Genomic DNA, 26,461 nt, shown 5'->3' with positions numbered 1-26,461 from the left:
CTCTAGACGTCTATTGACCTGTGGCAACCTAATAGTGTATGTTTTGAGTTACAGGTAATACGTTAATTGATATTAAGTTCGGGAGAACGCATGGACGCAATTAAGCGCAGTATTCATAAATTTGGTGGCAGTAGTTTAGCGGATGCCACTTGTTATCGCCGTGTGTTGGCGATTATTAGCGAGCATACGCAAGCCCGCGATCTGATTGTTGTTTCTGCAGCAGGTAAAACCACCAACCAATTATTAGAGTTATTACAATTGGCTGCAGATGGTGATCAAGCTGCGTCTGAGCGTCTTATTGCCACGTGTGAATATCAAGCCAAGTTAATTGCGGAATTATTAGCAGATGACTTATGTATACAACTCACTGCTGCGCTGCAAGATGATATTCATACCATAGGGCATTTATTAGAAGCTCATCTTGATGTTTATGCTAAAAACCAAATCCTTGCACATGGGGAAGTATGGTCAGCCCGATTATTAGCGGCGTTACTGAGTCAAAGTGAACTACCTGCCAATGATTTAGATTCTCGCCTGTTTTTAACCACGGAATTAGCCGCGCAACCTGTGGTTGATGAAATGGTGTCTCGCCAAAAATTAACTGCGTGTTTAGCGAACCTACATAACCGTGTTGTGGTGACCGGTTTTATTGCTGCGGATGGACAGCAGCGAACCATCACATTAGGACGTAATGGTTCGGATTATTCTGCAACCTTGTTAGGCGCATTAGTCGATGCTGAGCAAACGACGATCTGGAGTGATGTTGCCGGGATATTTAGTGCTGATCCACGTCGGGTAAAAGATGCTGAGTTACAAACTAAACTGTCACTCGACGAAGCAGCAGAACTCGCGCGTTTAGGTTCACCAGTATTACATGCACGTACATTACAACCTGTGGTTGAGAGTAAACAACATGTCCAACTGCGCTGTAGTTATACTCCTAGCGAAGGCTCAACCCAGATCCACCGTCGTTTACCCAAAGGTAAGGGCGCTAAAATCGTTACCTCGATTGATGATCTGCACTTAGTCGATATTCAATTCGATCAGCATGCTGACTACCAACAACAATACAATCAGTTGATTACTTTGCTTGCACAGCAACAATTATCCCCTATTTGTATAAAACGTCGTCCCACAGAGCATGTGGTGCGATTAGGCTATACCGCTGAAATTGTCGAGTTTGCACTCACGACATTACAGACATACCAACTGCAGCAACCGCAGATTCTCGCTATTAATCTGCTGAGTGGTTTTTGTATGGTGGCGCTGGTCGGTTCTGGTGTCACTGAAAATGCGTTACAGTCACATCAGTTTTATCAACTGATCTCAGAACACAATCTGACGTTTGTACAAACCGGTGATAATCGTTTAAGTATTTGTGCAGTATTGCAAAAAGTAGTACTCGAACCATTATTGAAAGAATTACACACCGCGTTATTTAAACAGCCAAAACGCATTGGTGTGGTGTTATTTGGTAAAGGTAATATTGGCGCTGGTTGGTTATCTCTGTTCGCTAAACAAATGCATAAAGTACCTGAACAACAAAATGTAGAACTGTGTTTATGCGGTGTATATGGATCGCAGGGTGGGCTATTAGACTTTAATGGTCTGGATGCCGCGACGGTACTTGACGACTTCCAACCTGAAGCGTTTGTTTGGGAACAGCTATTATCTAATCTTGCATTGCACCCGTTTGATGAACTGGTGATTATTGATATTACCGCCAGTGAAGCAATCAGTTATTATTATCCTGAATTTGCTCAACATGGTTTCCACCTGATTTCCGCCAATAAATTTGCTGGCGCAGCGAGCAGCGAGTTTTATAATCGGGTTAAGCAAAGCTTTAGTGATAATGAAAGCCATTGGTTATATAACGCCACGGTCGGCGCAGGATTACCGATCCAATCATCTATGGAGATGCTGCAACACAGTGGTGATCAAGTCACTGCGGTGAGCGGTATTTTCTCTGGTACCTTATCTTGGTTGTTTCAACAATATGATGGTCAAATTGCCTTCTCGCAATTAGTCGAACAAGCTTGGCAACAAGGGCTAACAGAACCCGATCCTCGTGAAGATTTATCCGGCAAGGACGTGCAGCGAAAATTACTTATTTTAAGCCGTGAAGCGGGTTATGACATGGAACTTAGCGATATCAAACTAGAGTCATTGGTATCAGCAGAACTCATGGCATTTAACGTGGATGAGTTTTTAGAACATTGTGAAGCACTCGATGACAAAATATTACATATGTTTAATAAGGCCAAAAAGCAGGGTTTAGTATTACGCTATGTTGCCCGTTTTAGCCGCAAAGCAGGAGCGCAGGTTGGCTTAGAGTTCTTAGAGCCAACCCATCCATTTGCTAACTTATTGCCGTGCGACAACATTTTCTCGATTAATAGCCATTGGTATCGTCATAACCCCTTAGTGATCCAAGGTCCGGGTGCTGGTCGAGATGTGACTGCGGGCGCTATTCAATCTGATCTTTTCCAATTATGTAAGCTGCTCGCGCGTTAATTTTGGCCTTTGCGCCTGCCGAAAACCAAACCGCATATAATTCATGTTTAAGATGAATTATGTGCGTTGACTTTATCCACCAAACTTGTGATGATTAAGACGTAAAGAGGTATGGACGTCTAAACATCTTGAGGGATATAAGTATGAGTTTTCACAATGCACAAAATATTGAAGTATTAAATCAAAGCGTTTCTGAATTGGGACGTGATATTAACGTTTCTTTTGAATTTTTCCCGCCTAACTCACCTGCAATGACGTCTACCCTATGGGAATCGATTAATCGTCTAAAAGCGTTAAACCCTAAATTTGTGTCGGTGACATACGGTGCCAATTCTGGTACCCGTGATCGTACTCATGACATTATCAAACAGATAAAGAATGAAACGGGTTTGATTGCTGCGCCACACCTCACTTGTATTGACGCTAACCGCCAAGAGTTGAAACAGATTGCAACGGATTACTGGGATAACGGGATCCGTAATATCGTCGCTTTACGGGGTGATTTACCACCAGGATTGAATCAACCTGATATGTATGCGGCCGATCTCGTTGCACTACTGAAAGAAGTGAATGACTTTGATATCTCGGTAGCGGCTTATCCAGAAGTCCACCCTGAGGCAAAAAATGCCCAAGCCGATCTATTGGCGCTAAAAGATAAAATTGATGCCGGTGCTGATCGTGCTATTTCTCAGTTCTTTTTTGATACTGAGAGCTTTTTACGTTTCCGTGATCGTTGTGCTGCGGTGGGCATTGATAAAGAAATTGTGCCGGGTATTTTACCGGTATCCAATTATAAAACCTTATGTAAGTTTTCAAAATTGACCAATGTAAAAGTGCCGAATTGGATGCACAGTCAGTTTGAAGGTTTAGACAATGATCAAGCAACACGTAATCTGGTTGGCGCCAGTATTGCCATTGACCAAGTGAAAATATTGTCGCGCGAAGGGGTGAAGGACTTTCATTTCTATACGTTAAACCGGGCTGATCTAACGTATGCTATTTGTCATACTTTAGGTGTGCGCCCAAGATAGTCATCGTACTTACTGCAGTAAGCTTATACCCAAGTCACTTCAAGATGCTGATTGTGCATTTTGAAGTGGCTTGGGTATATATTTTAATAAAAAATGCCGACGATGATGTCGGCATTTTATTATCAGCTAGTTATTATCCAGATTAGCCAGTATTGCGCATACCTGCTGCAACACCTGCGATACTCACCATTAAGGCTTGTTCGACATTAGGATTCACTTCTTTACTGCTACGTGCGCGGCTGAGTAGCTCAGCTTGGAGGATATTCAGCGGATCGGTATACGGGTTACGTAACTCAATTGACTTCTTAATCCAAGGTTGAGCATCAAGTAATTGCGTATTTGGGTTTAAACCAATAATAAGCTCTGTTGCTAGGGCTAAATTGGCGCGTAACTCTTTACCCAGAGGCCAAAGATCTTCAGTCACCAGACATTGGTCATAATATTCAGCTAACCAGGCATCGGCTTTCAAAAATACCATTTCGAACATTTCTATACGAGTATTAAAGAACGGCCATTGCTGTTGCATTTCTTGCAGCGTTTCACGTTTACCTGAATCGAGCATGTTTTTGAATGCGGCAGTACAACCTAACCATGCGGGTAACATCAAGCGATTTTGGGTCCATGCAAAGATCCAAGGAATGGCACGTAAACTTTCTATGCCACCGTTTGGTTTACGTTTTGCTGGGCGGCTACCAAGTGGCAGTTTACCTAATTCTAGCTCAGGTGTTGCAGAGCGGAAGTACGGTAAGAATTTTTCATGACCTTGGATATATGAACGATATTCTTCACATGAATCCGCAGACATCTGATCCATTGCATCACGCCAAGCCTGTTCAGGCGCTGGCGGTGGCAGTAAGTTCGCTTCTAGGATCGCACTGGTGTAGAGGTTTAAGCTTTGTTCTGCAACCTTAGCAAGGCCAAACTTAAAACGGATCATTTCGCCTTGTTCTGTTACCCGTAAACCGCCTTTTAATGACCCTGGAGGTTGTGATAATAAGGCGGCATGTGCAGGTGCACCACCACGACCGATGCTACCACCACGGCCATGGAATAAAGTCAGCTTAATGTCTTCTTTCTCACAGATCTCAACCAAGATTTCCTGTGAACGATACTGCGCCCAAGATGCGGCAATGACACCGGCGTCTTTGGCAGAATCAGAATAACCGATCATGATATATTGATGGCCATTGATGTAGTTTTTATACCAGTCGATGGCTAATAAGCTGGCGGTGACTGTACCGGCATTGTTCAGATCGTCTAAGGTTTCGAATAATGGCGCCACCGGTAGGCGGAATGGGCAGCCGGTTTCTTTTAAGAGTAATTGTACGGCTAATACATCAGAGGCTTTACGTGCCATTGAAATAATGTAAATACCCAGTGATTCTGGATCTTGTTTTGCTATCGTGCGACAAGTATCGAGAACTTCTTGCACTTCTGCAGAAGGTTGCCAGCATAGTGGGATCAATGGCCGTTTACTATTCAGTTCTTGTAATAAGAATGCTTGTTTATCTTGCTCGCTCCATTGGGCATAATCGCCGAGACCCAGGTAACGGGTGATTTCGGCTAGCACATCAGTATGGCGATCACTGTCTTGGCGGATATCAAGTTTTACTAAACTCACACCGAAACATTCAACGCGACGAATAGTATCGAGTAATGCGCCTTGGGCGATCACCCGCATACCACAAGCGTTCAGTGAGTTATAGCAAGCTAACAATGGCTCCCGTAACTGCGCTGTTGTGGTGATGATGTCACGGCTTTGGTTGTCTTCACCCTTTAATTGTGCCGTTAAGCTGGCTAAGGTTTCGGTGAGTTCGCTGCGTAACTGTTTTAGTATTACCCGATACGGTTCGTGGCTTTCACCGACTAATGCACGTAATGTGTTGTCACAGTTATTCATGGATAATTCACTGCTGAGATGTGTAACATCTTTAAGGAACAAGTGAATAGCCATCCAACGACTGGTGAGTAGTACTTCTTCGGTAACGGTTGATGTCACAAACGGGTTACCGTCACGATCACCGCCCATCCAAGAGGTAAACTTAACCGGTGCAGCGTCAATCGGTAATTGGTAATCTAAGCGGTCTTGCAGCCGTTTATCAAGACTACGTAAGAAGTTTGGTACCGCATCCCATAATGAGTTTTCGACTACGGCAAATCCCCATTTAGCTTCATCAACAGGCGTCGGGCGTACAGTTCTGATCTCGTTGGTATGCCAAGCTTGTGATACCAATTGTTCAATACGCGCCATGAAGACATCGCGTTCTTGGCTACTTAACTCAGTCAGTTCTAACTGGCTAAGGCATTCATTGATGGCGCCATGTTTGTGGATCAGGGTACGGCGGGTGATTTCAGTTGGATGTGCGGTGAGCACTAAATCGATTTTAAGATTCTTAACCGCAGCAAGTACCTCTTCTTCACTGATTTCAGAGTTATTGAGTTTCGCAAACAGCTCATCGATAGAGTCAGGCACACACACGTTATCTGCACAATTACGTGATGTGGTGTGGAACTGCTCGGCAATGTTAGCCAGGTTTAAGAATTGACTAAACGCACGCGCTACTGGTAGTAATTCATCATCAGAGAGGTTACGTAGTACGGTGAGTAATTGTGCGCGGTCTTTATCATTACCCGCACGGGATGATTTTGCTAGTTGACGAATGGTTTCAATCTTATCTAAGAACTCTTCTCCAAGATGATCCTTGATTGTATTCCCTAGTACTTGGCCCAATAAGCCGACATTACTTCGTAACGCTGCATATTTATCTGACATACATAATCCTTCAATTCAGTGATGTAATACGGCAACAACTATTATCGTTATGTGTGTAAAATAACTATATTTAGTGACATTCGTCAATGAAATCGTGCAATTAATACGATTAATTGTGATATCGGGTGTAATTTTACTACAAATTGATAATTATCTAGTTAGTTTTACATGTTTCTTCAATCAGTTTTTGGATAATAGCCTGTGTAGGTTTAATTGTAGATAGATCTAAATATTCATCAGGTTGATGTGCTTGGTTAATGCTGCCCGGCCCCATGACAATGGTATCGCAGCCAAGTTGTTGAATAAACGGCGCTTCGGTACAGTAATTGACGGAGATAACGGCTTCACCTGTGAGCTTTTCAGCTAACTTAATTAACGCTGAATCAGTATCGCATGCATAAGCAGGGATAGGCTCATGGAGATGATAAACATCAACAGCACCAGGCCATTGCTTCGTGATCGGCAGTAATGCTTGGTTAAGTAACATGAATAATTCATCGGGACTTACCCCAGGGATTGGGCGCATGTCGATGTGCAATTCACAGCTGCCACAGATCCGGTTGGGGCTGTCACCACCGTGCACATGGCCAAAATTAAGCGTGGGTTGGGGGATAACAAAATGATCGCAGGCGTATTGTGCTTTTAATTGACGTTGCAGCTGCAATAACTGTCCGGTTACTTGATGCATGATCTCAATAGCATTGATGCCATTAGCAGGATCTGAAGAGTGACCGCTGCGTCCGGTAATACGGATTGCTTCGGACATATGTCCCTTGTGCATAAATACCGGCACCATACCTGTTGGCTCACCAATAACGGCATAATCAGGTCGGAAACTTTGTGCTGCGGCAATTGCTCTGGCGCCTGCCATGGTGGTTTCTTCATCAGCTGTCGCGAGAATACGCAATGGTTTATCTAATTTTGTTAAATCAATGTTTTTACATGCTTCTAATACAAAGGCGAAAAACCCCTTCATATCAATCGTGCCTAGGCCATACCATTTATCGTCTTGTTCGGTTAACTTAAATGGGTCTTTGGTCCATAAACCATCATCAAATGGCACGGTATCGGTGTGCCCTGCCAGTAATAAACCTCCATCGCCTTGGCCGTAAGTAGCGACTAGATTAAATTTACCATTGGTTTCAGGGACGCTGGTGATATTAATGCTAAACCCAAGTTCGCTGAACCAACTAGAAAGTAATTCAATAACAGGTTTGTTACTGATATCTAACTCTTTATCTAATGAGCTAATTGACGGTGTTAGGATCAGTGATTTATAAAGTTCGCTAAATTTAGGTAGTTGCATATTACGTCCCTGTTATGACTTATTGTTTTTTTATGCATAAAAGTTGCATAAAAATGTAATTTGTTTTATTCTCTAATCCTCCTTACTTTACAACGTATGGGTTAGATAATGAATCGTTTTTCATGGTTTCGACGAGACAGTATTTAAAATGCATTGGCACGGCTTAAATGACGCAAGCAAGTGCAATTGGAAAGGGCGCAGTTGCCCGTCGTTTTACAATTTAGCAAACACGGAAGTCAAACATGTTAAAAACAATTTTAGTCGGTGCGACCGGGTATACCGGTGCTGAGCTAGCCCATTACATTACCAAACATCCAGAACTTGAATTAGCAGGCCTGTATGTTTCAGAACACAGTTTAGACGCAGGAAAATCGTTTTCTTCATTATATGGTCATTTATTAGGGGTTGTTGACCACACTATTCAGTCTTTAGCGGTGAGTAATATTAAGCATATTTGTGCTGACATTGATATTGTGGTGTTAGCGACTGCGCATGAAGTGAGTCATGATATTGCCGCTGAATTTCTAGCGCAGGATACGGTGGTATTTGATTTATCCGGTGCATTTAGAGTGAATGATCCTGCTTTTTATGAAAATTATTACGGCTTTAAACATAACTTCGATAAAGAATTGAAGAGTGCTGTTTATGGTTTAGCGGAATGGGCGAGTGCCGATATTGCTAAAGCAAATTTGATTGCCGTACCAGGGTGTTATCCAACGGCCTCGTTATCAGCATTAAAACCGTTAGCAAAACATGGCTTGATTGCTGCGGATCAAAAACCCATCATTAATGCCGTGAGTGGCGTTAGTGGTGCAGGGCGTAAAGCGGCATTAGGCTCCGCTTTTTGCGAAGTGAGCCATGCACCTTATGCTGTGTTTAATCATCGTCATCAACCTGAAATTAGTACACATCTAGGCCATGAGGTTATTTTTACACCGCACTTAGGTTGTTTTAAACGTGGCATATTAGCAACTATTAACGTCAAGCTTGCCACTGGTGTGACACCGGAACAGGTCACTGCAGCTTATCAAGACGCGTATCAAGATCAACCTATGGTGCGGTTATTACCAAGTGGCTGGCCAAGTATTAAAGCAGTCGAGAAAACCGCTTATTGTGACCTAGCGTGGCAGCAACAAGGGCAAGACCTGATTGTGGTTTCGGCCATTGATAATTTATTAAAAGGTGCTGCTGCGCAAGCAATGCAGTGCATCAATATTCGTTTTGGTTTCGCCATGACAACGTCGTTAGTATAGGAAGATAACAATGACAACTCCTTTAGTATTAAAACTTGGCGGCGCATTACTTGAAAATGAAACGGCGCTTGAACAGCTGTTCACAGCATTGAGTGAATATAAATCTACATCGTCACGTCCGCTTATTTTGGTGCATGGCGGTGGCTGCTTTGTTGATGAACTATTAGCAAAGATGAATATCGTTAGCGAGAAAAAGAACGGTTTACGCGTTACCCCATTTAGCGATATTGGTTATATCACCGGCGCGTTAGCGGGTACGGCAAATAAAGTATTAATGGCACAGGGGGTGAAATCGGGTGCGAAAGTCGTTGGTTTAAGTCTTGCTGATGGTGGTATTTCAACCGTCACGCAATCAACAGCAGGACTTGGTGCTGTCGGTGAATGCGAAGCGGGTGATCCGACATTATTAACAGCGTTACTCAGTGGTGGTTTCTTACCGATTATTAGTTCGATTGGTATTGATGCACAGGGACAGTTATTAAATGTCAATGCTGACCAAGCCGCCACTGCTATTTGTGAAACGCTTGATGCTGACTTAGTGATGTTATCTGACGTGGCCGGTATTTTAGATGCGGACAGGCAGTTAATTCCTGAGATGAACAGCAGCTATGCAGATGAACTCATTACTGCTGGTGTGATCCATGGCGGTATGGAAGTAAAAGTGAAAGCGGCTTTAAAAGCGGCAGCATCTTTAAATCGCGACATAAAATTAGCCAGTTGGAAAGTGCCTGAGCGGTTAGTGGCATTATTAAATGGTGAAGCAGAGGGAACAAAAGTTTCTCGCTAATATTGGTCAGTTAACGGAGTTCGATCATGGAAAATTTATTATCAGTTAAAGATTTAAGTAAACAACAGATCCTTGACTTATTAGCGCTGGCTAAAGCAATGAAAGCCAATCCGGCAGAATATTCACAAGCATTAGCGGGTAAAAGTATTGTCACCATTTATGAAAAACCGTCACTACGAACACGCATCACATTTGATATCGGTATTCATAAGTTAGGTGGTCATGCGGTTTACCTTGATGCACAAAATGGTGCGATTGGTGAGCGTGAAACGGTAAAAGATTTTGCTGCTAATATCTCACGTTGGGCTGATGCCATCGTCGCAAGAGTGGAGAGTCATAAAACCTTGGAAGGCTTAGTGGAACATGGCAGTGTGCCTGTGGTGAACTCTCTTTGCGATTTATATCATCCTTGTCAGGCATTAGCGGACTTTTTAACTATTTCAGAGCACTATGAAGATGTCTCTAAGGTAAAGCTAGCGTATGTCGGTGAAGGGAATAACGTCACCCATTCATTAATGCTAACCGGTGCCATCTTAGGTGCTGAAGTGACCGCTGTATGCCCACTCGGCAGAAGTCCTGACGCGCAAATTGTTAAGCAGGCCATGGCGTTAGCAGAAATTAGCGGTGGTAAGATAAATGTAACAGATAACCTAGATGACATCGTAGATTATGATGTTATTTATGGTGATACTTGGGTTTCAATGGGGGATGATACTCCATTGCAACAAGTAAAAGAAAAGTACATGCCGTATCAGATAAACAAAGCATTACTGATACGTACAGGAATCAAACATGTATTGCATTGTCAGCCGGCTCATCGTGAGTTAGAGATAACATCGGAAGTGATGGATGGCGAGCAATCGCTGATCTTTGATCAAGCCGAAAATAGAATGTATGCCCAAAATGCAGTTTTACTGACATTGCTGAAGTAATATATTAAGGAAAATGAAAATGACCCAAACAGTTAAGAAAATAGTAGTAGCGTATTCTGGTGGTTTAGATACTTCAGTGATCTTACCTTGGTTACAAGAGAACTATGATAATTGCGAGATTATCGCGTTTGTTGCGGATGTCGGTCAGGGCGCTGAAGAACTTGAAGGTATTGAAGCGAAAGCATTAGCTTCGGGTGCATCTGAGTGTTACGTAATTGATCTAAAGGATGAATTAGTCGCTGACTATATCTATCCAACGCTTAAAACCGGTGCGGTTTACGAAGGTACTTACCTGTTAGGTACGTCAATGGCACGTCCAATCATTGCTAAAGCACAAGTTGAAATTGCTCGTAAAGTCGGTGCTGATGCGCTTTGTCATGGTTGTACAGGTAAAGGTAATGATCAAATTCGTTTTGAATCATGCTTTGCTGCACTGGCACCAGAATTAACGGTTATTGCACCTTGGCGTATCTGGGACTTAACTAGTCGTGAATCACTACTTGAATACTTAGCTGAACGTGATATTCCAACCGCAGCATCTGCGACTAAAATTTATAGCCGTGATGCCAATGCTTGGCACATTTCTCATGAAGGTGGCGAGTTAGAAGACCCATGGAACCAACCAACAAAACAAGTTTGGACCATGACAGTTGATCCGATTGATGCACCGAACGAACCTGAATTCGTCACAATAACGGTGGTTAAAGGTGAAATCACGGCGGTTAATGGTGAAGCAATGTCACCGTACCAAGCACTGATGTATCTCAACGAAAAAGCCGCCGCTCACGGTGTTGGTCGTGTTGATATCGTCGAAAACCGTTTAGTCGGCATGAAATCACGTGGTTGTTATGAAACTCCGGGTGGTACGGTCATGGTTGAAGCGTTACGTGGCATCGAAGAATTGGTATTAGATAAAACTACACGAAAGTGGAAACAAACGGTTGCGGCTGAGTTCTCGCACCTCGTTTATGACGGTCGTTGGTTCACTCCACTTTGTGCGTCATTACTGGCTGCGGCAGGGACTCTCGCAGAAGACATGAACGGTGAAGTGATCGTTAAAATGTATAAAGGTTCTGTACAAGCAATACAGAAGCAATCACCAAACAGCCTTTATAGTGAAGAGTTTGCCACATTTGGAGATGATAATGTTTATGATCAAAGCCATGCGGAAGGTTTCATCCGTTTATATTCGTTGTCTAGCCGTATTAAAGCGTTAGCTAGCAAGTAACATTAGGTGAGGGCGTTAAGCGCTCTCACCTTCGAATATAGATATTTCTAATATACAACTTCTAATATAAAGATATAAGAAAGAATAAGGATGTAACCATGGCACTATGGGGCGGTAGATTCAGTCAAGCAGCTGATGCAAGATTTAAAAGTTTCAATGATTCACTGCGGTTTGACTATCGTTTAGCTGAGCAAGACATTACAGGTTCAGTGGCATGGTCAAAAGCTTTGGTTAGTGTCGGTATCTTAACGCAAGATGAGCAACTCACCATTGAGGCCGCGTTAAACGATCTTAAATTGGCGGTATTAGAAAACCCAGAACAAATTTTGCAAAGTGATGCTGAAGACATTCACAGTTGGGTGGAAACCCAGTTAATTGCTAAAGTGGGTGATCTGGGTAAAAAGCTACATACCGGCCGTAGTCGTAATGATCAAGTTGCCACTGATCTCAAACTGTGGTGTAAACAGCAAGGTCAACAACTGTTGATGCAGCTGGATAAAACCCAGCAGCAACTGGTATCACTTGCACGTGAACATCAACATACGGTATTACCGGGTTATACCCATTTACAGCGTGCACAACCAGTGACATTTTCTCATTGGTGTTTAGCGTATGTCGAAATGCTGGAGCGTGACTATAGTCGTTTAATAGATTGTTTAAAACGTCTTGATACTTGTCCACTTGGTTCTGGTGCGCTTGCAGGTACTGCCTATCCGATGGATAGAACGAAATTAGCCCATTCATTGGGTTTTGCTAGTGCGACACTTAATAGCTTAGATTCAGTATCGGATCGTGACTATGTGATGGAGTTGATGTGTACGGCAAGTATGTCAATGATCCATTTATCCCGTTTAGCAGAAGATTTAATTTTCTATAACTCGGGTGAATCTAACTTCATTGAGTTGGCAGATGCAGTGACCTCCGGTTCATCTCTGATGCCGCAAAAGAAAAATCCAGATGCATTAGAACTTATCCGGGGTAAAACCGGTCGGGTATTTGGCTCACTAAGTGCCATGTTAATGACGCTGAAAGCCCTGCCGTTGGCATATAACAAAGATATGCAAGAAGATAAAGAAGGCTTATTTGATGCGCTTGATACTTGGAGTGACTGCCTGGAAATGGCGGCGATGTCATTGGTTGGAATGAAGATCAATGAAGCTAGAACTAAAGAAGCAGCATTAGGTGGTTATTCGAATGCGACAGAACTGGCTGATTATCTTGTTGCGAAAGGCGTCCCCTTCCGTGATTCACATCATATTGTTGGTGAAGCCGTTGTTGCTGCAATTGCCAAAGGGGTGCCGTTAGAAGCATTAACCTTAGCTGAATTTAAAGAGTTTGATGTACTCATTGAAGATGATGTTTATCATCACTTATCACTTGATGAAACATTAGCAAAACGTAAAGCGCTGGGAGGGGTGTCACCTGTGCAGGTAGAGTTTGCTTTGAGCAATGCTGAAAAACGTTTAGAAGAGCGTGATACTTCTGGTATTAGTATTCGAGCTGCACGTTTGACTGATCTTGATGATATTGAACGTATGGTAAATTACTGGGCCAATATTGGTGAAAACTTACCACGTAGTCGTTCTGATCTGGTAAAAGCCGTGGGTACCTTTGCGGTGACAGAGAAACATAATCAAGTGACCGGCTGTGCGTCTATCTATGTTTACGATACTGGACTTGCTGAGATCCGTTCACTGGGTATTGAACCTGGCTATCAAGGTGGTGGACAGGGCAAAGCGGTTGTCGAATACATGTTACGGAAAGCCGAACAGATGGCGATCCAAAAAGTGTTTGTATTAACCCGTGTGCCGGAGTTCTTTATGAAGCTGGGCTTTCGCTCAATCAGTAAATCAATGCTGCCGGAAAAAGTATTGAAAGATTGTGATATGTGTCCACGGCAGCATGCGTGTGATGAAGTCGCATTAGAATTTAAACTAAATGTGGTTAACCAAACCATAAACTTAACAGCAGAAAAACTCGCGTGTTAATTTTATTTTAGATGACGTGTAAAAAGCACCCAAGCATGGGTGCTTTTTTTTGCTTAAATAATGTCGCTTAAGAAACTTGAAGTTAATCATGACTAGCTATATAGTAGCGTCACAAATTAAGGTGACGATTAATTGCAATGAACATCTTTAAGATGATTTAGTGCTTTATGACTTAATAATATCGATGTGCGGATTAAATTCGTTATGTTGATATTTTTCTTGCTAAAGGCAAGAGGTCATGTATAATACGTTCCACTTGCTTAAGCAAGAAGCTGAACCATTATGTTACCATTTTAACCTTGAGTTAAAGTGTTAATGGTCAGTCATAAGATTCCCGATAGGGGAGTCGCCGAGTTAAAGATATCGCTCTCGCAATCTATTCATTTAGATGTGGGATGTGGAATTTTTGTGTGTGTTTAACTTTATTGGAGCTCTGGTCTAATGCAGAACCAAAGAATCCGTATCCGCTTAAAAGCGTTCGATCATCGTCTTATCGATCAGTCTACAGCGGAAATCGTTGAAACTGCGAAACGCACTGGCGCACAAGTACGTGGACCTATTCCACTACCAACGCGCAAAGAGCGTTTCACAGTGCTTACTTCTCCGCACGTTAACAAAGATGCGCGTGACCAGTACGAAATTCGTACTCACAAGCGCCTGGTTGACATCGTTGAGCCAACAGAAAAAACCGTTGACGCTCTTATGCGTTTAGATCTAGCTGCTGGTGTTGATGTTCAAATCAGCCTTGGCTAGTCAGTTCTAAAACAACGATTTATATTGAGGTTATTATAATGATTGGTCTAATCGGACGTAAAGTTGGTATGACACGTATCTTCACTGAAGATGGCGTTTCTATCCCAGTATCCGTTATTGAATGTGAGCCTAACCGCGTTACTCAAGTTAAAACACTTGAAATTGACGGTTACCGTGCACTTCAAGTGACCACTGGCACGAAGAAAGCTAGCAGAGTAAACAAGCCAGAAGCGGGTCATTTCGCTAAAGCTAAAGTTGAAGCTGGTCGTGGCCTTTGGGAATTCCGTCTGGAAACAGGCGAAGGTGAATCTGTTGAAGTTGGCGCTGAGCTAAACGTAGACATGTTTGCTGAAACGACTAAAGTAGACGTTACTGGTACATCTAAAGGTAAAGGTTTCGCAGGCGTTATTAAACGTTGGAACTTTGCTATGCAAGATGCTACTCACGGTAACTCTCTTGCTCACCGTGCACCGGGTTCAATTGGCCAATGCCAAACTCCAGGTCGTGTGTTTAAAGGCAAGAAAATGGCAGGTCACATGGGAGCAAAGCGTGTAACGATTTTGTCTCTTGATGTGGTACGTGTTGATAGTGAGCGTAACCTAGTACTTGTTAAAGGTGCTATTCCAGGTGCGATCAACGGCAACGTAATTATCAAACCAGCTGTTAAAGCTTAATCCGAGGAATTAGTAATGGAATTGTTATTGAAAGACGCACAAGGTGCTCTTGAAGTTTCAGAAACTACCTTCGGACGTGAGTTTAATGAAGCTCTGGTTCACCAGGTAGTTACAGCGTATGCTGCTGGCGCGCGTCAAGGTACTCGTGCACAGAAAAACCGTTCTGACGTAGCAGGTGGTGGTAAGAAACCATGGCGTCAAAAAGGTACTGGTCGTGCTCGTGCAGGTACTGCAAGCAGCCCGATCTGGCGTAAAGGTGGTGTAACTTTTGCTGCGCGTCCACAGGACCACAGTCAAAAAGTTAACACTAAGATGTACCGCGGTGCGATCAAAAGCATCCTTTCTGAATTGGTACGTCAAGAGCGTCTTATTGTTGTTGAGCAGTTCGCTGTTGAAACACCTAAGACTAAAGAATTAGTTGCTAAACTGAAAGACTTCGATCTGAACGACGTTCTAATCGTAGGTACTGAAGTTGATGAGAACTTATTCTTAGCTGCTCGTAACCTTTACAAAGTTGATGTTCGTGATGTTGCTGGTATTGATCCAGTTAGCTTAATCGCGTTCAACAAAGTTGTTATGACTGCTGCAGCAGTTAAGCAGATTGAGGAGAACTTAAAATGATCAGTGAAGAACGTTTATTGAAAGTTATCCTGGCGCCACATATCTCTGAAAAGAGTACTATGTCTGCTGAAAACCACAACACAATCGTTTTCAAAGTTGCACTAGATGCAACTAAAGCTGAAATTAAAGCAGCTGTTGCAAAACTTTTTGAAGTTGAAGTTATAAATGTAAGCACATTGGTACTGAAAGGTAAAACTAAGCGCACAGGCGCTCGTGTTGGCCGTCGTTCAGACATCAAAAAAGCTTATGTTACTCTAGCTGACGGCGCTGACATCGATTTCGGCAGTGCTGAATAATCAAGGGGATTCTGAATAATGGCTATTGTTAAGTGTAAGCCTACTTCTCCAGGTCGTCGCCACCTTGTTAAGGTAGTGAACCCGGATTTGCATAAAGGCAAACCACATGCTCCACTTTTAGAGAAAAAATCTAAATCTGGTGGCCGTAATAATAACGGTCGTATTACTGTTCGTCATATTGGCGGCGGTCATAAGCAACATTACCGTATCATTGACTTAAAACGCAATGATAAAGATGGTATCCCTGCAAAAGTTGAGCGTCTGGAGTATGATCCAAACCGTTCAGCTAACATTGCACTTGCACTTTATGCAGATGGTGAACGTCGTTACGTTCTAGCTGCTAAAGGTATGCAAGCTGGTGATATTATAGTTTCTGGTGTTGATGCGGCTATTAAAGCTGGTAACACATTACCAATGCGTAACATCCCAGTAGGTACAACTGTACACGCTGTGGAAATGAAACCAGGTAAAGGTGCTCAAATTGCACGTTCTGCTGGTACATACGTACAAATTATTGCACGTGACAATTCACACGTTACCCTACGTCTTCGCTCTGGCGAAATGCGTAAAGTATTAGTAGATTGTCGTGCAACGATTGGAGAAGTTGGTAACGCTGAACATATGCTTCGCCAACTTGGTAAAGCTGGTGCTAGCCGCTGGCGCGGTGTTCGCCCAACAGTACGTGGTGTTGTAATGAACCCAGTTGATCACCCGCACGGTGGTGGTGAAGGTCGTACTTCTGGTGGCCGTCATCCGGTTTCACCTTGGGGTGTGCCAACTAAGGGTTACAAAACTCGTAAGAACAAGCGTACAGATAAACTTATCGTACGTCGTCGCAACAAGTAATTTTATAGAGGTATCACCATGCCACGTTCTCTCAAGAAGGGTCCTTTCATAGACCTACACTTGCTGAAGAAGGTAGAGAAAGCGGTGGAAAGCGGGGAGAAAAAACCAGTTAAAACTTGGTCCCGTCGTTCTATGATCATTCCAAATATGATTGGTCTGACCATCGCTGTCCATAATGGTCGTCAACATGTACCAGTTTTCGTTACTGACGAAATGATTGGTCACAAGTTAGGCGAATTCGCACCGACTCGTACTTTTCGCGGCCATGCTGCAGATAAGAAAGCCAAAAAGCGCTAGGAGAAATTAGATGGAAGCATTAGCTAAACACCGTTTCGCCTCAGGCTCGCCACAGAAAGCACGTTTGGTCATTGACCTTATTCGTGGTTTACCAGTGGACAAGGCTCTTGAAATGTTAACTTTCAGCACTAAAAAAGCGGCTGTACAAGTTAAAAAAGTTCTTGAGTCAGCTATCGCAAACGCTGAACACAACGAAGGTGCGGATATTGATGAGTTAGTAGTATCGACTGCATTTGTTGACGCAGGTCCTACTATGAAACGTATCATGCCACGTGCTAAAGGTCGTGCAGATCGCATCTTGAAGCGTACTAGCCACATCACAATTGTTGTAGCAACACGCTAAGAGACTAGGAGAAAACAATGGGTCAGAAAGTTCATCCAAATGGTATTCGCCTAGGTATCACCAAGCAGTTTAATTCTACTTGGTTTGCGAATACTAAAGATTTCGCCGACAACTTGTACGGCGATTTTGAAGTACGTCAGTTTTTAACTAAAAAACTGAAAAATGCATCTGTTTCACGTATCGTTATCGAACGTCCAGCGAAAAGCATCCGTGTGACTATTCACACTGCTCGTCCTGGTGTTGTTATCGGTAAGAAAGGCGAAGACGTAGAAAAACTACGTAATGCTATCGCTAAGATGACTGGTACTTCTGCACAAATCAATATCGCAGAAATCCGTAAGCCTGAACTAGATGCTAAATTAGTAGCTGAAGGTATCGCTTCTCAACTTGAACGTCGTGTTATGTTCCGTCGTGCTATGAAACGTGCTGTACAAAATGCAATGCGTTTAGGTGCTAAGGGTATTAAAGTTCAAGTAAGCGGTCGTTTAGGCGGCGCAGAAATCGCTCGTGCTGAATGGTATCGTGAAGGCCGCGTGCCTCTACATACATTTCGTGCAGATATCGATTACTCAACTGCAGAAGCTCTTACAACTTACGGCATCATTGGTGTGAAAGTTTGGATCTTTAAAGGTGAAGTTCTAGGTAAGCTACCGCTTACTCAAGAAATTGAAGCACCTTCGAAGCCTAAACGTCGCAGTCGTGGCCCTAAAGCTGCTAAATAGGAGACTCTGATATGTTGCAACCAAAACGCATGAAGTTCCGCAAAATGCACAAAGGCCGTAACCGCGGTCTTGCAAAAGGCGGAAACGTAACTTTCGGCGAATTCGGTCTTAAAGCTACTGGTCGTGGTCGAATTACTGCTCGTCAAATAGAAGCAGCACGTCGTGCTATGACTCGTCACGTTAAGCGTCAAGGTCAAATCTGGATCCGTGTGTTCCCAGACAAGCCGATTACACAAAAGCCGCTTGAAGTACGTCAAGGTAAAGGTAAAGGTAGCGTTGAGTATTGGGTTTGCCAAGTACAACCTGGCAAAATCCTTTATGAAATGGCTGGAGTTCCTGAAGAATTGGCTCGTGAAGCATTTAAACTTGCTGATGCGAAACTTCCAATTTCTACAACTTTCGTAACTAAGACGGTAATGTAATGAACGCTAGCGAACTTAAACAAAAAAATGTTGAAGAGCTAAACGCTGAGTTACTTAACCTACTACGTGAGCAATTTAACTTACGTATGCAGTTAAGTACTGGCCAACTAGCACAAACGCATTTAATCAAAAATGTACGTCGCGATATCGCGCGTGTTAAGACCATCCTGAACGAAAAGGCGGGTGTATAATATGAGCACTATTCGTACTGTACAGGGTCGTGTTGTTAGCAACAAAGGCGATAAAACTATCGTTGTTGCAGTAGAACGTAAAGTGAAACATCCGTTATACGGTAAGTTCATCAAGCGTACTACTAAACTACACGCACATGATGAGAATAACGAATGTCAACTAAATGATGTTGTAACTATTCGTGAAACTCGTCCAGTGTCTAAGCTTAAAACTTGGGCATTAGTAGAAGTATTAGTAAAAGCTTAATTTTAAGTTTATACTGATCTTCTTATGATAACGGCCCCTATATAGGGGTCGTTTGTTTTTTAGTCAATTCCCGTTGCTTTTTTCAAAGCTGTGGTGTTATAATGCGCCACCTCTTGAAAGAGAGCGGACTCATTTAATCCATGTTGGATTAGATGAAATTATTGCGGAGCACTAATAATGATCCAAATGCAGTCTACGTTGGACGTGGCCGATAACTCAGGCGCACGTCGCGTTCAGTGTATCAAGGTCCTAGGTGGTTCTCACCGCCGCTATGCGCGTGTTGGTGACATCATCAAAGTTACCGTGAAGGAAGCAATTCCTCGCGGTAAAGTAAAAAAAGGTGATGTTCTAAACGCAGTGGTTGTGCGTACTAGGTCAGCAATCCGTCGTACAGACGGTGCAGCTATCCGTTTCGACCGTAACGCAGCTGTTATGCTTAATGCTAACGGCGCGCCGATCGGTACTCGTATCTTTGGCCCAGTTACTCGTGAACTACGTACTGAACAGTTCATGAAAATTGTATCTCTGGCACCAGAAGTACTATAAGGAACGAAAAATGGCAGCTAAAATTTTAAAAAATGATGAAGTTATCGTTGTTGCAGGTAAAGATGCTGGTAAACAAGGCAAAGTTACTGAAGTAAGAGCAGACGGTAAAATATTCGTTAAAGGCGTTAATCTGATCAAGAAACACCAAAAGCCAAACCCACAATTGGGCGTAGCTGGCGGTATCATTGAGAAAGAAGCAGCTTTAGACGCATCAAACGTGGCACTATTCAACCCTGCAACTAGCAAGGCTGACCGTGTCGGTTTCCGATTTGAAGACGGCAAAAAAGTTCGTTTCTTCAAATCTAATAATGAACTTGTTTAATTGGAGTTAACTGTGGCGAAACTGCATGAACACTTTAAAGAAACGATAGCGCCTGAACTTAAAACTAAGTTCGGCTATAAATCTATCATGCAAGTCCCTCGGATTGAAAAGATCACCCTTAATATGGGTGTGGGCGAAGCAATCAATGATAAAAAAGTATTAGAACATGCTGCTGCTGATATGGCTGCAATTTCTGGTCAAAAACCATTGATTACTAAAGCTCGTAAATCCGTTGCTGGCTTTAAAATCCGTGAAGGATATCCTATTGGTTGTAAAGTTACCCTACGTGGCGAGCGTATGTGGGAATTTTTTGAGCGCCTAATCGGTATCTCAATTCCACGTATCCGCGATTTCCGTGGCCTGAACCCTAAATCGTTCGATGGTCGTGGTAACTATAGTATGGGTGTTCGCGAGCAAATCATCTTCCCAGAAATCGATTACGATAAAATCGATAAAATTCGTGGTATGGATATAACTATCACTACTACTGCGAAATCTGATGAAGAAGGTCACGCTCTGCTGGCTGCCTTTAATTTCCCATTCCGTAAGTAAGGTAGGGTCATGGCTAAGCAATCAATGAAAGCGCGCGACGTAAAACGCGCGAAGCTAGTAAAAAAATACGCTGAGAAACGTGCTGAAATTAAAGCAATCATCTCTGGTGTAAATACTTCAGACGAAGATCGTTGGGATGCAGTTCTTAAATTGCAATCGTTACCTCGTGATTCTAGTGCATGCCGTCAGCGTAATCGCTGTAACATCACTGGCCGCCCTCATGGCTACTTACGTAAGTTCGGCTTAAGCCGTATTAAACTACGTGAGCACATGATGCGTGGTGAAGTTCCAGGTCTTAAAAAGGCTAGTTGGTAAATCACTAATTTCGGGAGTATACGAAAATGAGCATGCAAGATCCTATTGCGGATATGCTAACACGCATCCGTAACGGTCAGTCAGCCTCTAAGGTTGCAGTTAAAATGCCTTGTTCTAAGCAGAAAGTTGCACTAGCAGCTGTGCTTAAAGAAGAAGGTTACATTAATAGTTACGCTGTTTCAGGTGAAGTGAAAGCTGAACTTGAAGTGACTTTGAAGTATTTCGAAGGCAAAAACGTAATTGAAAAAATTGAGCGCGTTAGTCGCCCAGGTCTACGCATCTACAAAGGAAGTAATGATCTTCCTAAAGTGATGGGTGGCTTAGGTGTTGCTATCGTTTCTACTTCTAAAGGCATGATGTCTGACCGTGCAGCTCGCAAAGCTGGCATCGGTGGCGAGATCATCTGCTACGTTTCTTAAGGGGTTATATATGTCTCGTGTTGCTAAAGCACCCGTTGCCATCCCTGCAGGCGTAGAGATCTCTCTAAATGGTCAGGAAATCACTGTTAAAGGCGCTAAAGGCACTTTAACTGCTGTTATTAACTCATCGGTTGTTGTTGCAATCGCTGATGAAAAAGTATCTTTTGGTCCTGTTGAAGGCATAAAAGATGCTTGGGCTCAAGCTGGTACAGCTCGTGCAAACGTTAATAACATGGTTAAAGGTGTAGCTGAAGGTTTTACTAAAACTCTTCAACTAAATGGTGTTGGTTACCGTGCAAATGTTAAAGGTTCTGTTGTGAACCTAACATTAGGTTTCTCACATCCTGTAGCTTACAACCTTCCAGAAGGTGTAACTGCAGTTTGCCCAAGCCAAACTGAAATTGTAATTAATGGCGCTGACAAACAAAATGTTGGTCAAGTTGCAGCAGACATCCGAGCTTTCCGTCCGCCAGAACCTTATAAAGGTAAAGGTGTTCGTTATTCTGATGAAGTTGTGCGTCGTAAAGAAGCCAAGAAAAAGTAGGGTAATACTATGGATAAGAAATCTGCACGTCTTCGTCGCGCAACTCGCGCACGTAAGAAAATGCAAGAATTGGGTGCTACACGTTTAGTGATTAACCGCACTCCAAACCATACTTATGCACAGGTTATTACACCGAATGCGGAAGTATTGGTTTCTGCTACAACTACAGAAAAAGCAGTTCGTGAAATGATCAGCTATGGTGGTAACGTTGAAGCAGCTAAAGTAATCGGTAAACTGATTGCTGAGCGAGCTATCGAAAAAGGCGTTACTAAAATTGCTTTCGATCGTTCAGGTTTCCAATATCACGGTCGTGTTGCAGCACTAGCTGACGCCGCTCGTGAAGCTGGCCTTCAGTTCTAAGGCAGGAGTAGGAAATGTCTAAAGTTGAAAACCAAACAGGTGATCTGCAAGAAAAATTAATTGCAGTTAACCGTGTTTCAAAAGTGGTTAAAGGTGGTCGTATCTTCAGTTTCACTGCGCTTACAGTAGTGGGTGACGGTAACGGTCGCGTTGGTTTTGGTTATGGTAAAGCGCGTGAAGTTCCAGCTGCTATTCAAAAAGCAATGGAAAAAGCGAAACGCAATATCGTAAGCATTGAACTAAATGGTGTGACTCTTCAACATCCAATTAAGGGTCGTCATTCTGGTTCTAAAGTATTCATGCGTCCAGCATCAGCTGGTACAGGTATCATTGCCGGCGGTGCAATGCGTGCAGTACTAGAAGTTGTAGGCATCCATGACGTACTTTCTAAATGTTACGGTTCTACTAACCCAATTAACGTTGTACGAGCTACAATTGGCGCGCTTACTGGTATGTCATCACCAGAACAAATCGCAGCTAAACGTGGTCTACCTGTTAAAGAAATTCTGGGGTAATTAAACCATGGCTAAAATTAAAGTAACTCAAACTAAAAGTGCAATCGGTCGTTTACCTAAACATCGTGCAACACTTGTTGGTTTAGGTCTTCGTAAAATCAATCACACTGTGGAGCTAGAAGATACAGCTTGCGTACGTGGTATGATTAACAAAGTAGCTTACATGATTAAAGTGGAGGAAGCGTAATGTTTTTAAATACTCTATCTCCAGCGGCTGGTTCTAAGCCAAACGCTAAACGTGTAGGTCGCGGTATCGGTTCTGGTACTGGTAAAACTTGTGGCCGTGGTCACAAAGGTCAAAAATCTCGCTCAGGCGGCGGTATTCGACCTGGTTTTGAAGGCGGTCAAATGCCTTTGAAACAACGTCTACCTAAATTCGGTTTCACATCACGTAAACAGCTGGTAACAGCTGAAGTACGTTTAAATGAAATCGCTAAAGTTGAAGGTGATGTTGTTGATTTAAATACGCTTAAAGCAGCTGGTCTTGTTACTAAAAAAATCCAGTTTGTTAAAGTTGTTTTATCTGGTGAAATCACTCGACCAGTTACTATTCGTGGCATTAAAGCGACGAAAGGTGCTGTTGAAGCGATTGTTGCTGCAGGCGGTCAAATCGAAGGATAGTACAAATGGCTAAAAAACCAGGATTAGATGCGAATAAATCGCAAGGTGGCTTATCAGAATTGAAAAGTCGTTTATGGTTCGTGTTAGGGGCAATTATTGTCTTCCGAGCAGGTTCCTTTGTTCCTATTCCTGGTATTGATGCCTCTGTACTTGCTACGCTGTTTGATTCTCAAAAGGGCACCATCTTAGAAATGTTTAACATGTTCTCTGGTGGTGCGCTTGAGCGAGCGTCTATTTTTGCGTTGGGTATTATGCCGTATATTTCGGCCTCTATTATTATACAGTTATTAACTGTTGTGAATCCTACTCTTGCCGAATTGAAAAAAGACGGTGATGCAGGGCGACGTAAAATTAGTCAGTATACCCGTTACGGAACATTGTTCTTAGGTACTTTCCAAGCTATTGGTATTGCAAAAGGCTTACCTAACATGGTTGATGGACTTGTCCATAATCCAGGGTTAAGTTTTTACTTTACTGCGGTAGTAAGTTTAGTAACTGGTACTATGTTCTTAATGTGGTTAGGTGAACAAATTACCGAACGCGGTATTGGTAATGGTATCTCAATATTAATTTTTGCAGGTATTGTTGCTGGTATGCCGCCAGCTATCGGACAAACGGTCGAGCAGGTTATCGATGGTAACCTTCACGGTCTGTTATTGTTAGTATTAGCTGGTGTTGTTTTTGCTGTTACATACTTTGTTGTATTTGTAGAGCGCGGTCAGCGTAGAATTGTGGTAAACTACGCAAAACGCCAACAAGGACGACGTGTTTTTGCAGCTCAAAGCACGCATTTACCGTTAAAGCTTAACATGGCCGGTGTTATTCCAGCTATTTTTGCTTCGAGTATAATTTTGTTTCCTGGAACGCTTGCACAATGGTTCGGTCAGAATGAAGGTTTATCTTTTCTTACTGACATTTCTTTGGCTCTACAGCCAGGACAACCTTTGTATGTAATGCTTTATGCAGCAGCAATTATTTTCTTCTGTTTCTTCTATACTGCGTTGGTATTTAACCCACGTGAAACGGCAGATAACTTGAAGAAGAGCGGGGCGTTCATCCCAGGTATTAGACCAGGCGAACAAACTTCAAGGTACATAGACAAAGTAATGTCACGATTAACTCTAGCGGGTTCTTTGTATATTACATTCATTTGTTTAGTACCATTGTTCATGACACAAGCTATGGGTGTGCAGTTCTACTTCGGTGGTACGTCATTACTTATTATGGTTGTGGTAATCATGGACTTTATGGCTCAAGTCCAGACTCATATGATGTCTCATCAATATGGTGATGTTCTTAAGAAAGCTAACTTAAAAGGCTACGGTCGCTAATTTAGTTTGAGCATGTCCTATAACAGTTACGGAGTAAGAAATGAAAGTTCGTGCATCTGTTAAAAAGATTTGTCGTAATTGCAAAGTGATCAAACGTCACGGTGTAATTCGTATAATCTGTGTTGAACCAAAGCATAAACAACGCCAAGGCTAGACAGTAGTAGACACTTGGGCTAGATTTATTAATTTATGCCCAAGTTTCTATTGCAATACATCTCTCTTCTGAGTATCCTTACGGGCTTTTCGAAGAGAGCAAAATTTTTTTTCAACCCTTAAGTGGAGTGGTATAGTGGCCCGTATAGCCGGCATTAACATTCCTGATCAACAGCATACAGTCATTGCCCTGACTGGTGTTTTCGGTATTGGTGCAACACGTGCGAAAGCAATCTGTGTTGCAACTGGTATCGCTGAAACAGCTAAGATCAGAGAGCTAGAAGAAGCTCAACTAGAACTTCTTCGCGAAGAAGTAGGTAAATACACTGTAGAAGGTGACCTACGTCGTGAAGTAAGTATGAATATCAAGCGTCTGATGGACCTCGGTTGTTACCGTGGTATTCGTCACCGTCGCAGCTTACCGCTACGTGGTCAACGCACTAAAACAAATGCGCGCACCCGTAAAGGTCCGCGTAAAGCTATCAAGAAATAGGAGCTGACGAGTAATGGCTAAAACACCAACTCGCGCTCGTAAGCGCGTTAAAAAACAAGTTGCTGACGGTATTGCACACGTTCATGCTTCTTTCAATAATACTATTGTGACAATCACAGATCGCCAAGGTAATGCTTTATCTTGGGCAACTGCAGGCGGCTCTGGCTTCCGTGGTTCTCGTAAGTCAACTCCATTCGCTGCGCAGGTTGCTGCTGAGCGTGCTGGTGAAATGGCTAAAGAGTACGGTCTTAAAAACTTAGAAGTTATGGTTAAGGGCCCTGGTCCTGGTCGTGAATCTTCTATTCGTGCATTGAATGCGATTGGTTTTAAAATTACTAACATCACTGATGTTACACCAATCCCTCACAATGGTTGTCGTCCACCTAAAAAGCGTCGCGTATAACGTTTTTAGGAATATTGGAGAAAGAACATGGCTAGATATTTGGGCCCAAAGCTCAAGCTTAGTCGTCGTGAAGGTACAGATCTTTTCTTGAAAAGTGGCGTGCGCGCGATTGAATCTAAGTGTAAAATTGATAACGCACCTGGTGTACATGGTGCTCGTAAACCTCGTCTATCTGACTACGGTTTACAACTACGTGAAAAGCAAAAAGTTCGTCGTATGTACGGTGTGCTTGAAAAGCAATTCCGTAACTTATATAAAGAAGCTGCTCGTCTAAAAGGTAATACTGGTGAAAACCTACTTGCTTTATTAGAAGGCCGTCTAGATAACGTTGTTTATCGTATGGGCTTTGGTTCAACTCGTGCGGAATCGCGCCAGTTAGTAAGCCACAAAGCAATCGTTGTAAACGGTAAAGTTGTAAATATCCCTTCTTACAAAGTGAAAGTTAACGATACAGTTAGCATTCGCGAGAAGGCTAAGAAGCAAGCTCGTATCGCTTCAGCTCTTGAAATTTCAGAGCAGCGTGAGAAAGCATCTTGGGTTGAAGTTGACAGTAAGACACTTGAAGGCGTTTTCAAACGTGTTCCTGAGCGTTCTGATCTGTCTGCAGACATCAACGAACAGCTTATTGTTGAACTTTACTCTAAGTAAAGTTAACTTCATAAG

Annotated in this window: 35 protein-coding genes; 33 read left to right on the top strand and 2 right to left on the bottom strand. The window is 42.8% G+C overall.

What is annotated here, in order from left to right; all coding sequences use genetic code 11:
- Positions 1-90 precede the first annotated feature (90 nt).
- Together MORIYA_RS13360 and metF are read left to right on the top strand one after the other, a co-directional pair.
- The gene (locus tag MORIYA_RS13360) at positions 91-2,514 is read left to right on the top strand and encodes a bifunctional aspartate kinase/homoserine dehydrogenase II (RefSeq protein WP_112715912.1); all 2,424 of its coding nucleotides are present in this window, start codon (positions 91-93) and stop codon (positions 2,512-2,514) included.
- A 143-nt stretch (positions 2,515-2,657) separates the two neighbouring features.
- Complete coding sequence (gene metF / locus MORIYA_RS13355; RefSeq protein WP_112715910.1) at positions 2,658-3,545, top strand: methylenetetrahydrofolate reductase; 888 nt, start codon at positions 2,658-2,660, stop codon at positions 3,543-3,545.
- 142 nt (positions 3,546-3,687) lie between these two features.
- Here metF and ppc read toward each other — a convergent pair whose 3' ends face one another.
- Together ppc and argE are read right to left on the bottom strand one after the other, a co-directional pair.
- Positions 3,688-6,318, bottom strand: a complete 2,631-nt coding sequence (ppc, locus tag MORIYA_RS13350; protein ID WP_112715908.1) for a phosphoenolpyruvate carboxylase — start codon at positions 6,316-6,318, stop codon at positions 3,688-3,690.
- A gap of 154 nt (positions 6,319-6,472) precedes the next feature.
- Positions 6,473-7,624 carry an acetylornithine deacetylase gene (argE, locus tag MORIYA_RS13345; protein ID WP_112715906.1) on the bottom strand — a complete coding sequence of 384 codons (1,152 nt, stop codon included), beginning with the start codon at positions 7,622-7,624 and terminating at the stop codon, positions 6,473-6,475.
- 242 nt (positions 7,625-7,866) lie between these two features.
- Here argE and argC point away from each other — a divergent pair, with 242 nt between their 5' ends.
- From argC to rpsD, 31 genes are all read left to right on the top strand, one after another.
- Positions 7,867-8,877, top strand: coding sequence for an N-acetyl-gamma-glutamyl-phosphate reductase (argC, locus tag MORIYA_RS13340; protein WP_112715904.1), 1,011 nt, complete (start codon positions 7,867-7,869; stop codon positions 8,875-8,877).
- A 10-nt stretch (positions 8,878-8,887) separates the two neighbouring features.
- Positions 8,888-9,664 carry an acetylglutamate kinase gene (gene argB, locus MORIYA_RS13335; protein WP_112715902.1) on the top strand — a complete coding sequence of 259 codons (777 nt, stop codon included), beginning with the start codon at positions 8,888-8,890 and terminating at the stop codon, positions 9,662-9,664.
- Between the two features lie 26 nt (positions 9,665-9,690).
- Positions 9,691-10,596 (top strand): ornithine carbamoyltransferase, encoded by a 906-nt coding sequence (locus MORIYA_RS13330; protein ID WP_112715900.1) that lies wholly within the window; start codon positions 9,691-9,693, stop codon positions 10,594-10,596.
- A 19-nt stretch (positions 10,597-10,615) separates the two neighbouring features.
- A complete protein-coding gene (locus tag MORIYA_RS13325) occupies positions 10,616-11,824 on the top strand; it encodes an argininosuccinate synthase (RefSeq protein ID WP_112715898.1) in 1,209 nt (402 codons plus the stop codon).
- A 98-nt stretch (positions 11,825-11,922) separates the two neighbouring features.
- Entirely contained in the window at positions 11,923-13,812 is a 1,890-nt protein-coding gene (argH, locus tag MORIYA_RS13320; protein WP_112715896.1) for an argininosuccinate lyase, read from the top strand.
- A 441-nt stretch (positions 13,813-14,253) separates the two neighbouring features.
- On the top strand, positions 14,254-14,565 hold the full coding sequence (gene rpsJ, locus MORIYA_RS13315) for a 30S ribosomal protein S10 (RefSeq protein ID WP_017223583.1): 312 nt from the start codon (positions 14,254-14,256) through the stop codon (positions 14,563-14,565).
- 35 nt (positions 14,566-14,600) lie between these two features.
- Complete coding sequence (rplC, locus tag MORIYA_RS13310; RefSeq protein ID WP_197713421.1) at positions 14,601-15,239, top strand: 50S ribosomal protein L3; 639 nt, start codon at positions 14,601-14,603, stop codon at positions 15,237-15,239.
- 15 nt (positions 15,240-15,254) lie between these two features.
- Positions 15,255-15,860 (top strand): 50S ribosomal protein L4, encoded by a 606-nt coding sequence (gene rplD, locus MORIYA_RS13305; protein ID WP_067046237.1) that lies wholly within the window; start codon positions 15,255-15,257, stop codon positions 15,858-15,860.
- The gene (rplW, locus tag MORIYA_RS13300; RefSeq protein WP_112715892.1) at positions 15,857-16,156 is read left to right on the top strand and encodes a 50S ribosomal protein L23; all 300 of its coding nucleotides are present in this window, start codon (positions 15,857-15,859) and stop codon (positions 16,154-16,156) included. Before rplD ends, rplW begins: the two co-directional genes overlap by 4 nt.
- 18 nt (positions 16,157-16,174) lie before the next feature.
- Complete coding sequence (gene rplB, locus MORIYA_RS13295; protein ID WP_112715890.1) at positions 16,175-17,002, top strand: 50S ribosomal protein L2; 828 nt, start codon at positions 16,175-16,177, stop codon at positions 17,000-17,002.
- An 18-nt stretch (positions 17,003-17,020) separates the two neighbouring features.
- Entirely contained in the window at positions 17,021-17,299 is a 279-nt protein-coding gene (gene rpsS / locus MORIYA_RS13290) for a 30S ribosomal protein S19 (protein ID WP_112715888.1), read from the top strand.
- A gap of 10 nt (positions 17,300-17,309) precedes the next feature.
- On the top strand, positions 17,310-17,642 hold the full coding sequence (rplV, locus tag MORIYA_RS13285) for a 50S ribosomal protein L22 (protein ID WP_112715886.1): 333 nt from the start codon (positions 17,310-17,312) through the stop codon (positions 17,640-17,642).
- 17 nt (positions 17,643-17,659) lie between these two features.
- Positions 17,660-18,364, top strand: coding sequence for a 30S ribosomal protein S3 (gene rpsC, locus MORIYA_RS13280; RefSeq protein ID WP_112715884.1), 705 nt, complete (start codon positions 17,660-17,662; stop codon positions 18,362-18,364).
- Between the two features lie 11 nt (positions 18,365-18,375).
- Positions 18,376-18,786, top strand: a complete 411-nt coding sequence (gene rplP, locus MORIYA_RS13275) for a 50S ribosomal protein L16 (RefSeq protein ID WP_112715882.1) — start codon at positions 18,376-18,378, stop codon at positions 18,784-18,786.
- Complete coding sequence (gene rpmC / locus MORIYA_RS13270; RefSeq protein ID WP_006034643.1) at positions 18,786-18,977, top strand: 50S ribosomal protein L29; 192 nt, start codon at positions 18,786-18,788, stop codon at positions 18,975-18,977. The genes rplP and rpmC overlap by 1 nt, the downstream gene beginning before the upstream one ends.
- A 1-nt stretch (position 18,978) precedes the next feature.
- On the top strand, positions 18,979-19,224 hold the full coding sequence (gene rpsQ / locus MORIYA_RS13265) for a 30S ribosomal protein S17 (RefSeq protein ID WP_017223593.1): 246 nt from the start codon (positions 18,979-18,981) through the stop codon (positions 19,222-19,224).
- A 177-nt stretch (positions 19,225-19,401) separates the two neighbouring features.
- On the top strand, positions 19,402-19,770 hold the full coding sequence (gene rplN, locus MORIYA_RS13260; protein WP_067046247.1) for a 50S ribosomal protein L14: 369 nt from the start codon (positions 19,402-19,404) through the stop codon (positions 19,768-19,770).
- A 10-nt stretch (positions 19,771-19,780) separates the two neighbouring features.
- Positions 19,781-20,092 (top strand): 50S ribosomal protein L24, encoded by a 312-nt coding sequence (gene rplX / locus MORIYA_RS13255; RefSeq protein ID WP_112715880.1) that lies wholly within the window; start codon positions 19,781-19,783, stop codon positions 20,090-20,092.
- A gap of 12 nt (positions 20,093-20,104) precedes the next feature.
- Positions 20,105-20,644 carry a 50S ribosomal protein L5 gene (gene rplE, locus MORIYA_RS13250; protein WP_112715878.1) on the top strand — a complete coding sequence of 180 codons (540 nt, stop codon included), beginning with the start codon at positions 20,105-20,107 and terminating at the stop codon, positions 20,642-20,644.
- Between the two features lie 9 nt (positions 20,645-20,653).
- A complete protein-coding gene (gene rpsN, locus MORIYA_RS13245; RefSeq protein ID WP_006034608.1) occupies positions 20,654-20,959 on the top strand; it encodes a 30S ribosomal protein S14 in 306 nt (101 codons plus the stop codon).
- Positions 20,960-20,985: 26 nt separating this feature from the next.
- Positions 20,986-21,378: a 30S ribosomal protein S8 gene (gene rpsH, locus MORIYA_RS13240; RefSeq protein ID WP_006034609.1), complete on the top strand. Its 393-nt coding sequence runs from the start codon at positions 20,986-20,988 to the stop codon at positions 21,376-21,378.
- A 10-nt stretch (positions 21,379-21,388) separates the two neighbouring features.
- Positions 21,389-21,922 (top strand): 50S ribosomal protein L6, encoded by a 534-nt coding sequence (rplF, locus tag MORIYA_RS13235; RefSeq protein WP_112715876.1) that lies wholly within the window; start codon positions 21,389-21,391, stop codon positions 21,920-21,922.
- Between the two features lie 9 nt (positions 21,923-21,931).
- Positions 21,932-22,282 carry a 50S ribosomal protein L18 gene (gene rplR, locus MORIYA_RS13230; RefSeq protein ID WP_112715874.1) on the top strand — a complete coding sequence of 117 codons (351 nt, stop codon included), beginning with the start codon at positions 21,932-21,934 and terminating at the stop codon, positions 22,280-22,282.
- 14 nt (positions 22,283-22,296) lie between these two features.
- On the top strand, positions 22,297-22,797 hold the full coding sequence (gene rpsE / locus MORIYA_RS13225; RefSeq protein WP_067046255.1) for a 30S ribosomal protein S5: 501 nt from the start codon (positions 22,297-22,299) through the stop codon (positions 22,795-22,797).
- Between the two features lie 7 nt (positions 22,798-22,804).
- Positions 22,805-22,984, top strand: coding sequence for a 50S ribosomal protein L30 (rpmD, locus tag MORIYA_RS13220; RefSeq protein ID WP_045112208.1), 180 nt, complete (start codon positions 22,805-22,807; stop codon positions 22,982-22,984).
- Positions 22,984-23,418 carry a 50S ribosomal protein L15 gene (gene rplO, locus MORIYA_RS13215; protein WP_112715872.1) on the top strand — a complete coding sequence of 145 codons (435 nt, stop codon included), beginning with the start codon at positions 22,984-22,986 and terminating at the stop codon, positions 23,416-23,418. Before rpmD ends, rplO begins: the two co-directional genes overlap by 1 nt.
- 5 nt (positions 23,419-23,423) lie before the next feature.
- The gene (gene secY, locus MORIYA_RS13210) at positions 23,424-24,749 is read left to right on the top strand and encodes a preprotein translocase subunit SecY (RefSeq protein WP_112715870.1); all 1,326 of its coding nucleotides are present in this window, start codon (positions 23,424-23,426) and stop codon (positions 24,747-24,749) included.
- A 40-nt stretch (positions 24,750-24,789) separates the two neighbouring features.
- Complete coding sequence (gene rpmJ / locus MORIYA_RS13205) at positions 24,790-24,903, top strand: 50S ribosomal protein L36 (protein WP_045112205.1); 114 nt, start codon at positions 24,790-24,792, stop codon at positions 24,901-24,903.
- A gap of 135 nt (positions 24,904-25,038) precedes the next feature.
- Entirely contained in the window at positions 25,039-25,395 is a 357-nt protein-coding gene (gene rpsM / locus MORIYA_RS13200) for a 30S ribosomal protein S13 (protein ID WP_112715868.1), read from the top strand.
- A 13-nt stretch (positions 25,396-25,408) separates the two neighbouring features.
- A complete protein-coding gene (gene rpsK, locus MORIYA_RS13195) occupies positions 25,409-25,798 on the top strand; it encodes a 30S ribosomal protein S11 (RefSeq protein WP_112715866.1) in 390 nt (129 codons plus the stop codon).
- Between the two features lie 27 nt (positions 25,799-25,825).
- Positions 25,826-26,446: a 30S ribosomal protein S4 gene (gene rpsD / locus MORIYA_RS13190; RefSeq protein ID WP_045112203.1), complete on the top strand. Its 621-nt coding sequence runs from the start codon at positions 25,826-25,828 to the stop codon at positions 26,444-26,446.
- The last annotated feature ends 15 nt before the right edge of the window (positions 26,447-26,461 follow it).

This window comes from Moritella yayanosii (assembly GCF_900465055.1).
GTDB lineage: Bacteria > Pseudomonadota > Gammaproteobacteria > Enterobacterales > Moritellaceae > Moritella > Moritella yayanosii.
Note: the sequence above shows the minus strand (reverse complement) of the source record. Positions and strands in the feature narration are given on the sequence as shown.